The 14,639-nt window shown below is 65.2% G+C and carries 18 protein-coding genes; 4 read left to right on the plus strand and 14 right to left on the minus strand.

Annotated elements, in window-relative coordinates:
* Nucleotides 1-31: 31 nt before the first annotated feature.
* The 12 genes from GW587_RS08225 to pyrG all read right to left on the minus strand — a co-directional run bounded on the left by GW587_RS08225 (nucleotide 32) and on the right by pyrG (nucleotide 9,407).
* Complete coding sequence (locus GW587_RS08225; protein WP_166100920.1) at nucleotides 32-562, minus strand: gamma carbonic anhydrase family protein; 531 nt, start codon at nucleotides 560-562, stop codon at nucleotides 32-34.
* Between the two features lie 5 nt (nucleotides 563-567).
* Nucleotides 568-1,206 (minus strand): glutathione S-transferase, encoded by a 639-nt coding sequence (locus GW587_RS08230; protein ID WP_166100922.1) that lies wholly within the window; start codon nucleotides 1,204-1,206, stop codon nucleotides 568-570.
* Nucleotides 1,207-1,217: 11 nt separating this feature from the next.
* Complete coding sequence (locus GW587_RS08235; protein ID WP_166100925.1) at nucleotides 1,218-1,913, minus strand: aspartate/glutamate racemase family protein; 696 nt, start codon at nucleotides 1,911-1,913, stop codon at nucleotides 1,218-1,220.
* A gap of 8 nt (nucleotides 1,914-1,921) precedes the next feature.
* The gene (locus GW587_RS08240; protein ID WP_166100927.1) at nucleotides 1,922-2,305 is read right to left on the minus strand and encodes a VOC family protein; all 384 of its coding nucleotides are present in this window, start codon (nucleotides 2,303-2,305) and stop codon (nucleotides 1,922-1,924) included.
* A gap of 30 nt (nucleotides 2,306-2,335) precedes the next feature.
* The gene (locus tag GW587_RS08245; RefSeq protein ID WP_166100929.1) at nucleotides 2,336-2,791 is read right to left on the minus strand and encodes a DUF4124 domain-containing protein; all 456 of its coding nucleotides are present in this window, start codon (nucleotides 2,789-2,791) and stop codon (nucleotides 2,336-2,338) included.
* A gap of 72 nt (nucleotides 2,792-2,863) precedes the next feature.
* Nucleotides 2,864-3,781: a L,D-transpeptidase family protein gene (locus GW587_RS08250; RefSeq protein ID WP_166100932.1), complete on the minus strand. Its 918-nt coding sequence runs from the start codon at nucleotides 3,779-3,781 to the stop codon at nucleotides 2,864-2,866.
* A gap of 101 nt (nucleotides 3,782-3,882) precedes the next feature.
* Entirely contained in the window at nucleotides 3,883-4,278 is a 396-nt protein-coding gene (locus GW587_RS08255) for a VOC family protein (RefSeq protein WP_166100935.1), read from the minus strand.
* Nucleotides 4,279-4,296: 18 nt separating this feature from the next.
* Entirely contained in the window at nucleotides 4,297-5,091 is a 795-nt protein-coding gene (locus GW587_RS08260) for a transporter substrate-binding domain-containing protein (protein ID WP_166100936.1), read from the minus strand.
* Between the two features lie 5 nt (nucleotides 5,092-5,096).
* Nucleotides 5,097-5,432, minus strand: coding sequence for a cell division protein FtsB (gene ftsB, locus GW587_RS08265; RefSeq protein ID WP_166100939.1), 336 nt, complete (start codon nucleotides 5,430-5,432; stop codon nucleotides 5,097-5,099).
* A gap of 43 nt (nucleotides 5,433-5,475) precedes the next feature.
* Nucleotides 5,476-6,759 (minus strand): phosphopyruvate hydratase, encoded by a 1,284-nt coding sequence (gene eno / locus GW587_RS08270; RefSeq protein WP_166100942.1) that lies wholly within the window; start codon nucleotides 6,757-6,759, stop codon nucleotides 5,476-5,478.
* A 108-nt stretch (nucleotides 6,760-6,867) separates the two neighbouring features.
* On the minus strand, nucleotides 6,868-7,722 hold the full coding sequence (kdsA, locus tag GW587_RS08275; protein WP_166100945.1) for a 3-deoxy-8-phosphooctulonate synthase: 855 nt from the start codon (nucleotides 7,720-7,722) through the stop codon (nucleotides 6,868-6,870).
* Entirely contained in the window at nucleotides 7,719-9,407 is a 1,689-nt protein-coding gene (gene pyrG / locus GW587_RS08280; RefSeq protein WP_166100947.1) for a CTP synthase, read from the minus strand. Before pyrG ends, kdsA begins: the two co-directional genes overlap by 4 nt.
* A 212-nt stretch (nucleotides 9,408-9,619) precedes the next feature.
* Here pyrG and GW587_RS08285 point away from each other — a divergent pair, with 212 nt between their 5' ends.
* Nucleotides 9,620-10,030: a PRC-barrel domain-containing protein gene (locus tag GW587_RS08285; protein ID WP_166100949.1), complete on the plus strand. Its 411-nt coding sequence runs from the start codon at nucleotides 9,620-9,622 to the stop codon at nucleotides 10,028-10,030.
* A 47-nt stretch (nucleotides 10,031-10,077) separates the two neighbouring features.
* Here the strand turns inward: GW587_RS08285 and GW587_RS08290 are convergent, their stop codons facing one another.
* Nucleotides 10,078-10,875, minus strand: coding sequence for an IclR family transcriptional regulator domain-containing protein (locus GW587_RS08290; RefSeq protein WP_166100951.1), 798 nt, complete (start codon nucleotides 10,873-10,875; stop codon nucleotides 10,078-10,080).
* 159 nt (nucleotides 10,876-11,034) lie between these two features.
* On the opposite strand from GW587_RS08290, the gene GW587_RS08295 reads away from it, so the two are divergent.
* From GW587_RS08295 to pcaF, 3 genes are read left to right on the plus strand one after another with little or no spacing between them, the layout of a single operon-like run.
* A complete protein-coding gene (locus GW587_RS08295) occupies nucleotides 11,035-11,700 on the plus strand; it encodes a 3-oxoacid CoA-transferase subunit A (protein ID WP_166100954.1) in 666 nt (221 codons plus the stop codon).
* On the plus strand, nucleotides 11,700-12,338 hold the full coding sequence (locus tag GW587_RS08300; protein WP_166101601.1) for a CoA transferase subunit B: 639 nt from the start codon (nucleotides 11,700-11,702) through the stop codon (nucleotides 12,336-12,338). Before GW587_RS08295 ends, GW587_RS08300 begins: the two co-directional genes overlap by 1 nt.
* Before the next feature lie 18 nt (nucleotides 12,339-12,356).
* On the plus strand, nucleotides 12,357-13,559 hold the full coding sequence (pcaF, locus tag GW587_RS08305) for a 3-oxoadipyl-CoA thiolase (protein ID WP_166100956.1): 1,203 nt from the start codon (nucleotides 12,357-12,359) through the stop codon (nucleotides 13,557-13,559).
* A 2-nt stretch (nucleotides 13,560-13,561) separates the two neighbouring features.
* On the opposite strand, the gene GW587_RS08310 is transcribed toward pcaF, so the two are convergent.
* On the minus strand, nucleotides 13,562-14,635 hold the full coding sequence (locus GW587_RS08310) for a porin (RefSeq protein WP_503826762.1): 1,074 nt from the start codon (nucleotides 14,633-14,635) through the stop codon (nucleotides 13,562-13,564).
* Between the last annotated feature and the right edge of the window lie 4 nt (nucleotides 14,636-14,639).

The raw sequence follows: 14,639 nt of genomic DNA on the forward strand, positions 1-14,639 counted from the left end.
TTTACAAGATCTAAATGAGGATCGTCCCGGCCTAGCCCGCCAGGTAATTGTTCTTGACCCGGACGTAGTGCTCGGCCGAATACTTCAGATAGGCGATCTCCTCAGGCGTGAGCGCCCGCACCTTCACCGCCGGACGGCCGACGTACAAGAAGCCGCTCTCCAGCACTTTGCCCGGCGGGACCAGGCTGCCGGCGCCGATCATCACGCGGTCGGGCACCACCACGTCGTCCATCAGGATGGTGCCCATGCCGATCAGGCACTCGTTGCCGATGGTGCAGCCGTGCAGCAGCGCCGAGTGGCCGATAGTGACGTAGTCGCCGATGATCAGCGGCGAGCCGTCCGGCCGGGCCGGGTTCTTGTGCGCCACGTGGCCCATGGCGAAGTCCTGGATGTTGCTGCAATCGCCGATGACGATGCGGTTGACGTCGCCGCGCAGCACGGTGTTGCACCACACCGAGCAATCGCGGCCCAGCGTGACATCGCCGATCACCTGCGCCGACGGATGCAGGTACAGGCCGTCGCCGGCGACGGGGCTGGTGTTGAGGTAGGAAGACAGCGGCATTGCGTTTATTCTTTCACGGGGTAGGTGCCGGCGCCGTGCGGCGCGGCCTGGAATTCGGGCAGCGCTTCGGCCTGGCGCGAGTAGTCGGCCAGCGCGGGATACGCGGCGGCGCCGGCCACGTCCGGCAGCATGTGCTGGATGAAGTGCCAGGTGACCGCGATCATCACCCCGGCCGGCGGCATGGCGGCGCTGCTCGCGTCCAGCGGCTGCTGCTTGAGCGCGGCCTCCAGCAGATCGAGCGCGGCCAGCAGTTGCGCGCTGACGCGGCTCAGCCACGGCTGGTGCAGCTTCTCCGGCGGGCGGACGTTGTGTTCGTAGACGACCTGCACCGCCTTGTCGCAGGCGGCCAGCGCCAGGCCCAGCAGATGCTGCGAACGCAGCAGCTCGCGCGGCATGGTCGGCGTGCGGCGCGCGGTCGGCATGGCGATGAATTCGGCGTATTGCAGGATCACGGTCGAGTCCATCAACAGCGTGCCGTCGTCGGCCAGCAGGGTCGGCGCCTTGACCACCGGATTGAGGTGCTTGAATTGCTCGAAGGTGCTGAACACCGACAGCGATTGATGCTCGAAGGGCAGCCCCAGCATCTGCAACGAGACCGCGACGCGGCGGACATAAGGGGAATCGAGCATGCCGATCAGTTTCATTTGCTTCTCCGTTATTGGGTGAGCGCCCATTCCGCCGCCTTGCCGGCGTGGATGGCGGTGGTGTCGAACAGCGGCACGGCGGCGTCCTGTTGCGCCACCAGCAGTGAGATTTCGGTGCAGCCGAGGATGATCGCCTGCGCGCCTTGCGCCACCAGGCCGGCGATGATGCGGCGGTACTCGTCGCGCGAGGCGTCGACGATGCTGCCGAGGCACAGCTCCTCGTAGATGATGCGGTGCACGATGTCGCGGTCGGCCTGGTCCGGCACCACCACCTCCAGCCCGTGTCGCTCGCGCAAGCGGTCCTTGTAGAACGCCTGCTCCATCGTGAAGCGGGTGCCGAGCAGGCCGATCTTGCCGAAGCCGGCGCGCTTGATTTCGTCGGCGGTCGGGTCGGCGATGTGGAACAGCGGGATCGTCACCGCCGCCTCGATCGCCGGCGCGACCTTGTGCATGGTGTTGGTGCACAACACCAGGAAATCGGCGCCGGCCGCCTGCAGCGAACGCGCCGCGTCGGCCAGCAGCGCGCCGGCCGCGTCCCAGTCGCCGGCGTGCTGCAGGCGCTCGACCTCGTGGAAGTCGACGCTGTACAGCACCACCTTGGCCGAATGCAGCCCGCCCAGGTGCCGCTTGACCGTCTCGTTGACCTGACGGTAGTACGGCACCGTCGATTCCCAGCTCATGCCGCCTATCAGTCCTATGGTTTTCAAACAATCTCCTATTGACGTGCGTAGCTGACGGTCAGCATCTCCCATTGATGGCCGTCGGGTTCATTCCAGTAGACGATGCTGCCGCCGTGCGCGCGATCGACCGCGTGGTCGACCGGGCCGTGCACCGCGCTGCGGTAGGCGATGCCGGCCGCCTGGATGCGGGCCAGGATGGCGTCGAACGCCTGCTGGTCCACGCGAAAGCAGCAGTGTATCAGGGGGATGGGCTCCGGCCACTGGTCGAAGTCGAAGGTCAGGCCGTCGTTGACGAACACCGCCGCGAACGGGCCGACGCTGGTGGGCGACCACGGCACGTCCAGCAGCTCGGCCAGCAACTTGGCCGCCGCCAGCTTGTCGCGCGCCGGCACCATCAGATGATCCAGTTGTATCGCCATCGCAGCCTCCCTGAGCAAGCAGGGATGATTTTAGCGGCAAAAGCGGCGGATGTCGTTTTCGGCGGTTTGCAAATCGTTGGCGTCGATGGGCATGCCGTTGCTGTGGGCCAGCTTGTCGCTCTTGATGTCGCGCGCCAGGTCGCAGCGCGAGGCGTCGGTGTCGATCTTGCCGCCCCGGTAGGACGCCTGCTTCGGCGGCGTCTGCGCCGCCGGCGCGGCCGTGCGCGGACGGTAGCCCGGCTGCATCAGCTTGTGCTGCTGCAGGCGGCGGAACTCGGCGTCGCGCTGCTGCCAGGTCGGGCCGGCCACGGCAGACGCCGCAGGGGGCGGCGGCGGCGCCACCTTCAGCTCGGCGACCTTGCCCTGCCCGGCCTGGAACTTGTTGTCGGTGTAGTTCACCACGCCCTTCTCGTCCACCCATTTGTAGACTTCGGCATGGCACAGCGGCGACAGCGCAAGCAAGACGGCGAGCAGTAGTTTCGGCATGGATTTTTCGGATCGAAAAACGACCCGCCGATTCTACGGAAATTTTGCTATTACAAAACTATTGAATTGTCACTAAGATTGCAATAAAACCCTCGCGCCGCGCGCCACCGCGCGCGACACCGCCATCACGTCCCAGTTGGTCAGGCGGATGCAGCCGTGCGACTGGGTCTTGCCGATCTTGCCCGGCTCGGGCGTGCCGTGGATGCCGTAGTGTTCGATGCTGAGGTCGATCCACGCCAGGCCGACCGGATTGTTCGGCCCGGCCGCGATGCGCGCCTTGCCCTCGCCCGCCTTGGCGTCCCAGAACAATTTGGGGTTGTAGCGGTATTCGGGATTGGTGGCGACGCCGCGCACCTGCCAGCTGCCCTCGGGCAGCGGATCGTGCTTGCTGCCGGTGCTGGCCGGGAACTGCGCGAACGGCATGCCGCCGGCGTCGAGCAGGGTCAGCGTGCCGTCCTTGGCGTCGACCAGGATAGACGCGGCTTTCGGCAGAGGTTTTCCGGCGGCCACATTGGGCACCATCAGCTTCTCGCCGGCGCGCTTCAGCGACTTGCCGGGATTCAAACGGCGCAGCAGCTCCGGGCTGCAATGGAATTTCTCGCCCAGCGCCTCGGCCAGGCTGGCGTAGGCCAGCGTCGGCAGTTTGGACTTGGCTGCCATGCCGGCCGGCACCTTGGCGTACGGGCCGGCGACATCCTGCGCGGTGATGGTGTAGACATCGAGCACCGGCGCCTGGTCCTGCGCCAGCAGCGCCCAGGTGGCGGCGTCGATCAGGCCGGTGACCGGCAACTGGTTCAGTTTCTGGAAGCCGCGTATCGCCTGGCGCAGATTGCTGCCATAGGAAGCGTCGATTTCTCCGGAAGAAAAGTGCGCGCGGTCGAGCAGCACCTGGGCCCGCAACACTTCGTCGCCGCGCGATTGCGGGCCGATCACCGGCGCCGCGTGCACACTGGCCGAGGCCAGCGCTACAGCAAATAAAAGAACTCTCAAGCAAAAATCCGAATCGTGGCGCGAAAACCTATTCTAGCGTATGCGCGTCCGATCGTTAGCGAGCCTATCGTGCCGCGCGCCCTCCCAGCCGGCGGCGGCGCTCAGGCGGTCAGCTGCTGCGCGACTTCCCAACTGTGGCCGGCGGTATCGACGAAGTTGGCGGTGCGCATATTCCATGGACGGTCGACCGGGCCGTTCAGCAACGTCACGCCGCGCTCGCGCAGCCGCGCGCAGACCGCGTCGACGTCCGGCACCCAGATGCTGATCTGGAAACGCGAACCGGCCTCGCGCGGGGCCACGACGCCGGGCACGATGATCTCCGGCGCGTTCGCCACATGCAGCAGGTTGACGATCAGGTTGTCGAACCGCACGGCGACCGAGTTGGCGTCCTCGTACACGATCGGCACGCCGAACACATCCAGATAAAATGCCTTCGCCGATTGCAGGTCTTCGACAAACAGGCTGATCGCACTGAGGTGGTTCAACGGCGTGGTCATGTCTATCCTCCCGGGGTTTCAATCCTGCTTGCGGTATTTTTGCATCACGTAGCCGAGGCGGTTACGGTTGTTGTCGAGCCAGGTCCACAGCGCTTCGACCTGTTCGCGGTGGGCGCGATAGTAGCTGTCGTTGAAGGCCAGCCACAGGCGGGTGTTGACCATCGGCTGCGGCAGTTGCACCACCGTGCCCTTGTACTTGTCCAGCGTGGCCTTGAGGTGGGCCGGCACCACCGCCGCCACCACCACGCCGTCGACGCGGCCCAGCTTCAGCTTCTCGATGTTGCGGTCCAGGTCGCGCCCGCCCTCGTCGACGGTCAGGCCCGCTTCGCGCAGCCGTGCGGAATAGCTGTTGCCCTGCGGCGCGCCGAGCACCTTGCCCTGGAAATACTGCATCGGATTGGTGCTGGCCGGCAGATTGTCCTTGGCGCGCACCAGCACCACCAGCGTATTGTGCAGCGCGCGGTTGAGATCGATATTGCCGGCCTTGTCGCGCGGCAGCGCGATCTCGGCCGGATAGTAGGCCTGTTCGCCGATCGTGGTCATGTCGATGTCGCCGTTGACCAGCGCTACCTTCAGCCGCGCCACCGGCAGCCGCACCCAGGTCGGCTCGCAGCCGAAGCCGGCGCCGATCGCGGCGTCGTGGATCAGGTCGACGCTGGCGCCCGGCGGATTGGGCACCTTGTCGCCGTCGCCCATCCAGTACGGCGGGCGGTGCTGGTCCATATAGCCGACGCGCAAGTGCACGCAGCCCGCGCCGCGCGCCAGCGGGGCGGCCACGGCCAACATCAGCATTATGCCAGCGCGGATTTTCATGACGGTCAGGGGACGGGAGCGTCGGCGGCGGCCGGCTTGGGCGCCAGCGGCACCGGCGCGGCGGCCTGGCCCTTGCCGACGATCTGGATGAAGATTTCGTTTTGCTTGATCATGCTCAGCTCGTAGCGAGCGCGCTCCTCGACCGCGCCGGTGCCGTCCTTGAGGTCGCGCACTTCGGAATCGAGTTTGGCGTTGCGGGCGAGCAGTTCCGCGTTCTTCTTGTGGGCCGCGTCGACCTGCGCCTCGAATTCCTTGACGCGCAGCCAGCCGCCCTTCCCCAGCCAGAGCGGGTACTGTATCAACAGCAGCAGCACTGTCAGTGCGAGGGTGATCAGACGCATGGGAAGGAAAGCGGCCGGATCCGATCCGGCCGCGCTTGCTTGATTACTTCAGATTATAGAACGCATCGCGGCCCGGGTAGGAAGCGATATCGCCCAGGTCTTCCTCGATGCGCAACAGCTGGTTGTATTTCGCCATGCGGTCCGAGCGCGACATCGAGCCGGTCTTGATCTGCAGCGCGTTCATGCCCACGGCGATGTCGGCGATGGTCGAGTCTTCGGTTTCGCCCGAACGGTGCGAGATCACGGCGGTGTAGCCGGCGCGCTTGGCCATTTCGATCGCGGCGAAGGTCTCGGTCAGGGTGCCGATCTGGTTGATCTTGATCAGGATCGAGTTGGCGATGCCTTTCTGGATGCCTTCCTTCAGGATCTTGGTGTTGGTGACGTACAGGTCGTCGCCGACCAACTGCACCTTCTTGCCCAGTTCCTTGGTCAGGATCGCCCAGCCGTCCCAGTCGCCTTCATGCATCGCGTCTTCGATCGAGATGATCGGGTACTTGTCGCACCAGGTCGCCAGCAGGTTGGTGAACTCGGTGGCCGTCAGCGACAGGCCCTCGCCTTCCAGTTCATACTTGCCGTCCTTGTAGAACTCGGACGCGGCGCAATCGAGGCCGATGGCGATCTGCGTGCCCGGCTCGTAGCCGGCTTCTTCGATCGCCTGGATGATCAGCTTGATCGCTTCTTCATGATTCGCCAGCGATGGCGCGAAACCGCCTTCGTCGCCGACGTTGGTGTTCAGGCCCTTCTTGTGCAGGATCTTTTTCAGCGTGTGGAACACTTCGGCGCCGTAGCGGACCGCTTCCTTGAACGACGGTGCGCCGACCGGAATGATCATGAATTCCTGGATGTCCAGGTTGTTGTCGGCGTGCTGGCCGCCGTTGATGACGTTCATCATCGGTACCGGCAGTTGCATCGCGCCCGAACCGCCGAAGTAGCGGTACAGCGGCAGGCCGGCTTCTTCGGCGGCGGCCTTGGCCACGGCCATCGACACCGCCAGCATGGCGTTGGCGCCCAGGCGGCCCTTGTTTTCGGTGCCGTCGAGGTCGATCAGAGTGCGGTCCAGGAAGGCTTGTTCATTGGCGTCCAGGCCCATGATGGCTTCCGAGATTTCGGTGTTGATGTTTTCGCAGGCTTGCAGCACGCCCTTGCCGAAGTAACGCTTCGGATCGCCGTCGCGCAGCTCGATGGCTTCGCGCGAACCGGTCGATGCGCCCGACGGTACGGCGGCGCGGCCCATCACGCCCGATTCCAGCAGCACGTCGCATTCGACGGTAGGATTGCCGCGCGAATCCAGGATTTCACGGCCGATAATGTCAACAATAGCACTCATGTCATTCTCCAAAGTTAGGCGATACGAAGTCGCGCCGCGTCTTTACGCGCGTTGCGGGTCAGGATAACGGGAATTATGCCCGACGTCAGGAGACATCGGGCGACTGCTTTAGTTGAAGCTGTTCTCCAGGAAACCAGCTTTCTTGGTGACGCGGTCGAGTTCGATCAGAACCGACAGCAGATCCTTCATGCGGCCCAGCGGCACGGCGTTCGGACCATCCGACAAGGCTTCCGCCGGGTTCGGATGGGTTTCCATGAACAGGCCGTCGACGCCGACCGCCACCGCCGCGCGCGACAGCACCGGTACCATTTCGCGCATGCCGCCCGACGAAGTGCCGTTGCCGCCCGGCAGCTGCACCGAGTGGGTGGCGTCGAACACCACCGGCGCGCCGGTTTCGCGCATGATGGCCAGCGAGCGCATGTCGGACACCAGGTTGTTGTAGCCGAAGGAGGCGCCGCGTTCGCAGGCCATGAAGTTGTCTTCATTCAGGCCCTTGGCCTTGGCGGCCGCGCGGGCTTTCTCGATGACGTTCTTCATGTCGTGCGGCGCGAGGAACTGGCCCTTCTTGATGTTGACCGGCAGGCCGGACTGCGCGCAGGCGACGATGAAGTCGGTCTGGCGGCACAGGAAGGCCGGCGTTTGCAGCACGTCGACCACCGCCGAAACTTCGGCGATTTCGTCGATCGAGTGCACGTCGGTCAAGACCGGAACGCCCAGTTCGCGTTTGACGTCGCCCAGGATCTCCAGGCCCTTTTCGCGGCCGGGACCGCGGTAGGTGGTACCGGAGGAACGATTCGCCTTGTCGAACGAGGACTTGTAGATGAACGGGATGCCCAGTTCAGCCGTCATTTCCTTCAGCGCGCCGGCGACATCGAACGCCATCTGGCGCGATTCGATCACGCAGGTGCCGGCGATCAGGAAGAATGGCTTGTCGAGGCCGACGTCAAATCCGCACAGTTTCATGCCGCATCTCCTTGCAACTCTTCAGCGACGGCATGCGGACGATTGCCGCCCGAGGCCTTGTGGGCCAGCGCCGCCTTGATGTAGGACGTGAACAGCGGGTGGCCGTCACGCGGGGTCGATTTGAATTCAGGGTGGTATTGCACGCCCATGTACCAAGGGTGGGCGTTGTCGCCGCTGCGCGGCAGTTCCATGATTTCGCACAGGTCTTCGGTCGGGGTGCGCGCCGCGACCACCAGCCCGGCCGCTTCCACGCGCGGCAGGTAGTGGTTGTTGGCTTCGTAGCGGTGACGGTGACGCTCGGTGACGACCGCGCCGTAGATTTCCGATGCCAGCGTGCCCGGCTTGATGGCGCAGGTTTGCGCGCCGAGGCGCATGGTGCCGCCCAGGTCGGAGTTCTCGTCGCGTTTCTCGACCTTGCCGTCCTGGCCTTGCCATTCGTCGATCAGCGCGACCACCGGCTGCGCGGTGTCCAGGTCGAACTCGGTCGAGTTCGCCGTGGTCAGGCCGGCCTTGTGGCGCGCGTATTCGATCAGCGCGACCTGCATGCCCAGGCAGATGCCCAGGTAAGGGATCTTGTTTTCACGGGCGAACTGCGCCGCCATGATCTTGCCCTCGACGCCGCGCTTGCCGAAGCCGCCCGGCACCAGGATGGCGTCGTACTTGGCCAGCGCCGCGCAACCGATGGTTTCGATCTCTTCCGAGTCGATGTACTCGATGTTGACCTTGGATTCGTTCTTGATGCCGGCGTGGCGCAGCGCCTCGGTCAGCGATTTGTACGACTCGGTCAACTCGACATACTTGCCGACCATGCCGATCGACACTTCCGACTTCGGATGTTCCAGCGTGTAGATCAGGCGGCTCCAGACCGACAGGTCGGCCGGCGCCGGGTTCAGGTCCAGCGCGTCGCAGATGATCGCGTCCAGGCCCTGGTCGTGCAGCATTTGCGGCACTTTGTAGATGGTGTCGACGTCCCACACGGAAATGACGGCCTGCTCTTCGATGTTGGAGAACAGCGAGATCTTGGCGCGTTCGTCGTCCGGGATCGGGCGGTCGGCGCGGCACAGCAGCGCGTTCGGCATGATGCCGATTTCACGCAGTTTCTGCACCGAATGCTGGGTCGGCTTGGTTTTCAGTTCGCCGGCGGAGGCGATGAACGGCACCAGCGTCAGGTGGACGAAGGCGGTGTTCTTGCGGCCCGCGCGCAGGCTCAGCTGACGGGCGGCTTCGAGGAACGGCAGCGATTCGATATCGCCGACGGTGCCGCCGATTTCGCACAACGCCACGTCGTAGCCTTCGGCGCCGCGCCGGATGTAGTCCTGGATTTCATTGGTGATGTGCGGGATCACCTGCACGGTCTTGCCGAGGTACTCGCCGCGGCGTTCCTTGCGGATCACCGATTCGTAGATCTGGCCGGTGGTGAAGTTGTTCACCTTTTTCATGCGGGTGGAAATGAAGCGCTCGTAGTGGCCGAGATCGAGGTCGGTTTCCGCCCCGTCGTCGGTGACGAACACTTCACCGTGTTGCATAGGGCTCATCGTGCCAGGATCGACGTTGATGTACGGGTCGAGCTTGAGCATGGTGACTTTGAGGCCGCGCGATTCGAGGATCGCGGCGAGGGAGGCGGCGGCAATCCCTTTACCAAGGGAAGACACGACGCCACCGGTGACGAAGACAAATTTGGTCATTGCAGATAGTGCCGAACGGCACGTGCGGGAAATTGAAATTATACCCTAAAACCGCCGATTCTTCACCTTCCCGCCCGGAAAAAACCGCCATCCCCGGGCTACACCCTGCTCAAAATGGAAACTTTGGCAAGCTTGTCAGACTGTGCTTCAACGTACAGACCTTGGGCTTTCGTGAGAGCAAAATGACAATTCATTATCTAGAGGAGGTCATTATGAGCTACGAAGAACGCGATACCTATGGCATGTATGTGGACAACGGCCACAAAGGCCCTGGCCCTGAACTGATGGGCGCGGATACCCTGATCGGCGACCACGTGCACAACCTGCAAAACGAACACCTGGGCGAGATCAAGGAAATCATGCTCGACATGCGCACCGGCAAGATCGCCTATGCGGTGATGGCGTCCGGCGGCATCCTGACCATCGGCGAAAAACTGTTCGCCGTACCTTGGGAAGCCCTGACCCTGGATACCGTCAACAAGCGCTTCACGTTGAACCTGGACAAGGAACGCATCGAAAACGCCCCCGGCTTCGACACCGACCACTGGCCCAACATGGCCAACCAGACCTGGGCGTCGCAGATCCACACCTACTACGGCACCACTGCCAACACCAGCCTGTAAGTAGTGATGTGCCGGCTGCGCCAGCATGGCGCGGCCGGCATTCCCGATCAAGGCAGCAGCACCGACAATTCGCGTGCGCCCTCCTGCAGGGTCGGCAGGAACACCTCCACCATATACGCCGCACTGACACGGCTTGCCTGCACCCCGACGTTCAACGCCGCCAGCACATTGCCCGACGCGCCCCGCACCGGCACCGCCAGCGAACGCAATCCAAGCTCCAGTTCCTCGTCATTCAAGGCATAGCCCGACTCCCGCACCTCCGCCAGCACGGCGCGCAGCCGCGTGGCCGAGACGATGGTCTTCTCGGTGTAGGCCTGTAGCTTGACCCGCGCCAGGTAAGCGTCCAGCGCCTCGTCCGGCAGCTGCGCCAGCATCACCCGTCCCAGCGAGGTGCAATACGCCGGCAGCCGGCTGCCCGTGTTGAGCGACACCGACATGATGCGCGACGTCGCCGAACGCGCCACGTACAGGATCTCGTCCTCCTGCAACACCGCCAGGGAACAGGACTCGTTCAGCGTGCGGCTGATGCGGTTCAGATAAGGCGCGGTCGATACCGTCAACGGCGTCGACGACAAATACGAATAGCCCAGCGTCAGCACCTTGGACTGCAAGGTGAACAGGCTGCCGTCCACCTCCGCGTAACCCAGCTCGCACAAGGTGTGCAGGCAGCGCCGCACCGCCGCGCGCGAGATGCCGGTGCGATGGCTGATCTGCGCGATGGTCAGGCTGCGGCGCTGGTCGCTGAAGGCGCGCAGCACCGCCAGGCCGCGCGCCAGCGAGGTCATGAAATCCGGTCCGGTATGGCTGTCGATCTCGTCGGCGATGCTGACGGGGGAATTGCTCATGCGCGCTCCATTCCTGAAATAGCGTTCGATTACCGCACAGCTTCGATTGCAAGCGGTTGCCCGGCAAAACCGGGATGACTACACTGAACCGGTAGCAAAAGCGGCCAATTGTTCGATTATCGCACAAGGGCCGACGACCAATCAGTCAGAAAGCCCATTGTGATCGACAAAATCTCCCCCTCCCTGCAGGACGCGGTGGCCGACATCCGCGACGGCGCCACCGTCATGATCGGCGGCTTCGGCAACGCCGGCATGCCGTCGGCGCTGATCGACGCGCTGATCGAGCAAGGCGCGCGCGAACTCACCATCGTCAACAACAACGCCGGCAACGGCGACACCGGCCTGGCCGCGCTGCTGGCGGCGGGCCGGGTGCGCAAGATCATCTGCTCCTTCCCGCGCCAGGCCGACTCGCATCACTTCGACGCGCTGTACCGCGCCGGCAAGATCGAACTGGAACTGACGCCGCAAGGCAACCTGGCCGAGCGCATCCGCGCCGCCGGCGCCGGCATCGGCGGCTTCTTCTCCCCCACCGGCTACGGCACGCAGCTGGCCGAAGGCAAGGAGACGCGCCTGATCGACGGCCGCCACTACGTGCTGGAATCGCCGATCCACGCCGACTTCGCGCTGATCAAGGCGCTGCGCGGCGACCGCTGGGGCAACCTGGTGTACCGCAAGGCCGCGCGCAATTTCGGCCCCATCATGGCGATGGCGGCCAAGACCACCATCGCCCAGGTGCGCGACGTGGTCGCGCTGGGCGAACTCGATCCAGAAGTCATCATCACGCCGGGCATCTTCGTGCAGCGCGTGGTCAAGGAGGCAGCATGATGAACCGTTACACGCGCGACCAGATCGCCGCCCGCGTCGCCCAGGACATCCCTGAAGGCGCCTACGTCAACCTCGGCATCGGCCTGCCGACCAAGGTCGCCAACTACCTGCCGGCCGAGCGCGAAGTGTTCCTGCACAGCGAGAACGGCCTGCTCGGCATGGGCCCGGCGCCCGCGCCCGGCGAAGAGGACGAGGACCTGATCAACGCCGGCAAGCAGCCGGTGACGCTGCTGACCGGCGGCGCCTACTTCCACCACGGCGACTCGTTCGCGATGATGCGCGGCGGCCACCTGGACATCTGCGTGCTGGGCGCGTTCCAGGTCGCCGCCAACGGCGACCTGGCCAACTGGCACACCGGCGCGCCGGACGCGATCCCGGCGGTCGGCGGCGCGATGGACCTGGCGATCGGCGCCAAGCAAGTGTTCGTGATGATGGACCACCAAACCAAGACCGGCGAGAGCAAGATCGTCGCCGAGTGCAGCTATCCGCTGACCGGCGTGGCCTGCGTCAACCGCATCTACACCGACCTGGCCGTGCTGGAAGTCACGCCGGACGGCCTGCGCGTACTGGAAATGGCCGAGGGCCTGACCTTCGAAGAGCTGCAGGCGGCCACCGCCGCCACGCTGCTGCCCCACTAAAACGAAAGCGAGAAAAAAATGAATCAAGCCTTTATCTGCGACGCGGTGCGCACCCCGATCGGCCGCTACGGCGGCGCCCTGAAGGACGTGCGCGCCGACGACCTTGGCGCGCTGCCGATCCGCGAACTGCTGCGCCGCCATCCCGGCCTGGCGTGGGACCAGGTCGACGACGTGATCTACGGCTGCGCCAACCAGGCCGGCGAAGACAACCGCAACGTGGCGCGCATGTCGGCGCTGCTGGCCGGCCTGCCGGAGCAGGTGCCCGGCACCACCATCAACCGCCTGTGCGGCTCCGGCATGGACGCCGTCGGCACCGCCGCGCGCGCCATCATGGCCGGCCAGGCGGAATTGATGATCGCCGGCGGCGTCGAGTCGATGACGCGCGCGCCCTTCGTCATGGGCAAGGCCGATTCGGCCTTCAGCCGCAACGCCGAGCTGCAGGACACCACCATGGGCTGGCGCTTCGTCAATAAGGCGCTGAAGGAAGCCTACGGCGTCGACACCATGCCGCAGACGGCGGAGAACGTCGCCGACGATTACGGCGTCAGCCGCGCCGACCAGGACGCGTTCGCGCTGGCGAGCCAGAACAAGAGCGCCGCCGCCATCGCCGCCGGCGTGTTCGAGCGCGAGATCGTGCCGGTATCGCTGCCGGTCAAGAAGGGTGACCCGGTGATCTTCAGCCAGGACGAGCATCCGCGCGCCACCACGCCGGAAGCGCTGGCCAAACTGAAAGGCGTGGTGCGCCCCGACGGCAGCGTCACGGCGGGTAACGCGTCCGGCATCAACGACGGCGCCTGCGCGCTGCTGATCGCCAGCGCTGAAGCGGCCGAGAAGCATGGCCTCAAGCCGTTGGCACGCATCGTCGGCATGGCCACCGCCGGCGTCGCGCCGCGCGTGATGGGCATCGGCCCGGTGCCGGCGGTGCAGAAGCTGCTGCGCCAGACCGGCCTGTCGCTGGAGCAGATGGATTTGATCGAGTTGAACGAAGCGTTTGCGGCGCAGGGCCTGGCGGTGCTGCGCCAGCTCGGCTTGCGCGACGACGATCCGCGCGTCAATCCGAACGGCGGCGCCATCGCGCTGGGCCATCCGCTCGGCATGAGCGGCGCCCGGCTGGTGACGACGGCGACCTACCAGCTGCACCGCAGCGGCGGGCGCTATGCCCTGTGCACCATGTGCATCGGTGTCGGCCAGGGCATCGCGCTCATCATCGAGCGCGTCTGAGGTTAGAAGCTGTGGCGCAGGCCGGCGACGACGCCGTTCTGCGTCTTGCCGACGCCGACGGTGCCGCCGGCGTCCAGCGCGATCGCCGAGGCGCCGGAGTTCTTCATGCGGCCCAGCGAGCCGTGAATCGCGGTGCGCTTCGACAGATAGTAGGTCAGGCGCGCCACCAGCAGCGTCGCGTCGGCGTCGCTGCCCTTGACGTTTTTGCGCGCCACCTGCGTGTCCAGCGTCAGCAGCGGATGGACCGGGTAGCTGACGCCCAGGTAGTACAGATCCGATTCCTGCAAGCCGGTCGCGGCGCGCGTGCTGCGGTCCACCACGCCGCCGCCGATGCGGCCCGCTCCCACCATCACATATCCGTTCAGCGTCAGGCGCTTGTCGCTGTTGTCGCTGCTGCTCAGGCCGTTGGCGGCGCCGGTGTTCCCGTACAGGATGTCGTAGGAGGCGGTGACGCCGAACGGCTTGGTCTCGTAGCCGAGCAGGCCGGTGACCTGGCGGCAGGCCTTGGCGTTGCCAGCCACTTCGCCGGGACAGTTGGTGCCGGCCGGTCCGCCGGCGGCCGACGTGTCGCGGCCGGTGCTGTAGGTAGCGCCGGCCACCACGTCGTTGAAGCGGCCGAAGTAGAAGATCGAATTGTCGCTGCGCGCGTTCGGCAGATACAGGTCGATGCTGCTGATCGAGAACAGGTTGGGGCCCATCACGTCCGACTTTTGCGTCGCCAGGTAGGTCATGTTGATCTGGCGGCCGAAGGCGATTTCGCCGAAGCTGCCCTTCAGGCCCACCGAGGCCTGGCGGCCGAACAGCCGGTTTTGTCCCATGCCGCCGGTGTCGACGCCAAGTCCGGTCTCCAGCGTGAAGATGGCTTGCAGGCCGCCACCCAGATCTTCGGCGCCACGGAAGCCGATGCGTGACGGGAAGGAGCCGGTCAGCGACGGCATCTTGGTGACCGAGTCACCGGCGGCGTTGACGTTGGTGGTGTGTACCAGGCCGGTGTCGAGCAGGCCGTAGATGGTGACGGAGCTTTGCGCCATGGCCAATGCGGGTGCGGCCAGCAGCAGCGCAATGGCGCGGCGGATGCGT

Source organism: Duganella aceris, from assembly GCF_011090165.1.
Taxonomy (GTDB): Bacteria; Pseudomonadota; Gammaproteobacteria; order Burkholderiales; family Burkholderiaceae_D; genus Rugamonas; species Rugamonas aceris.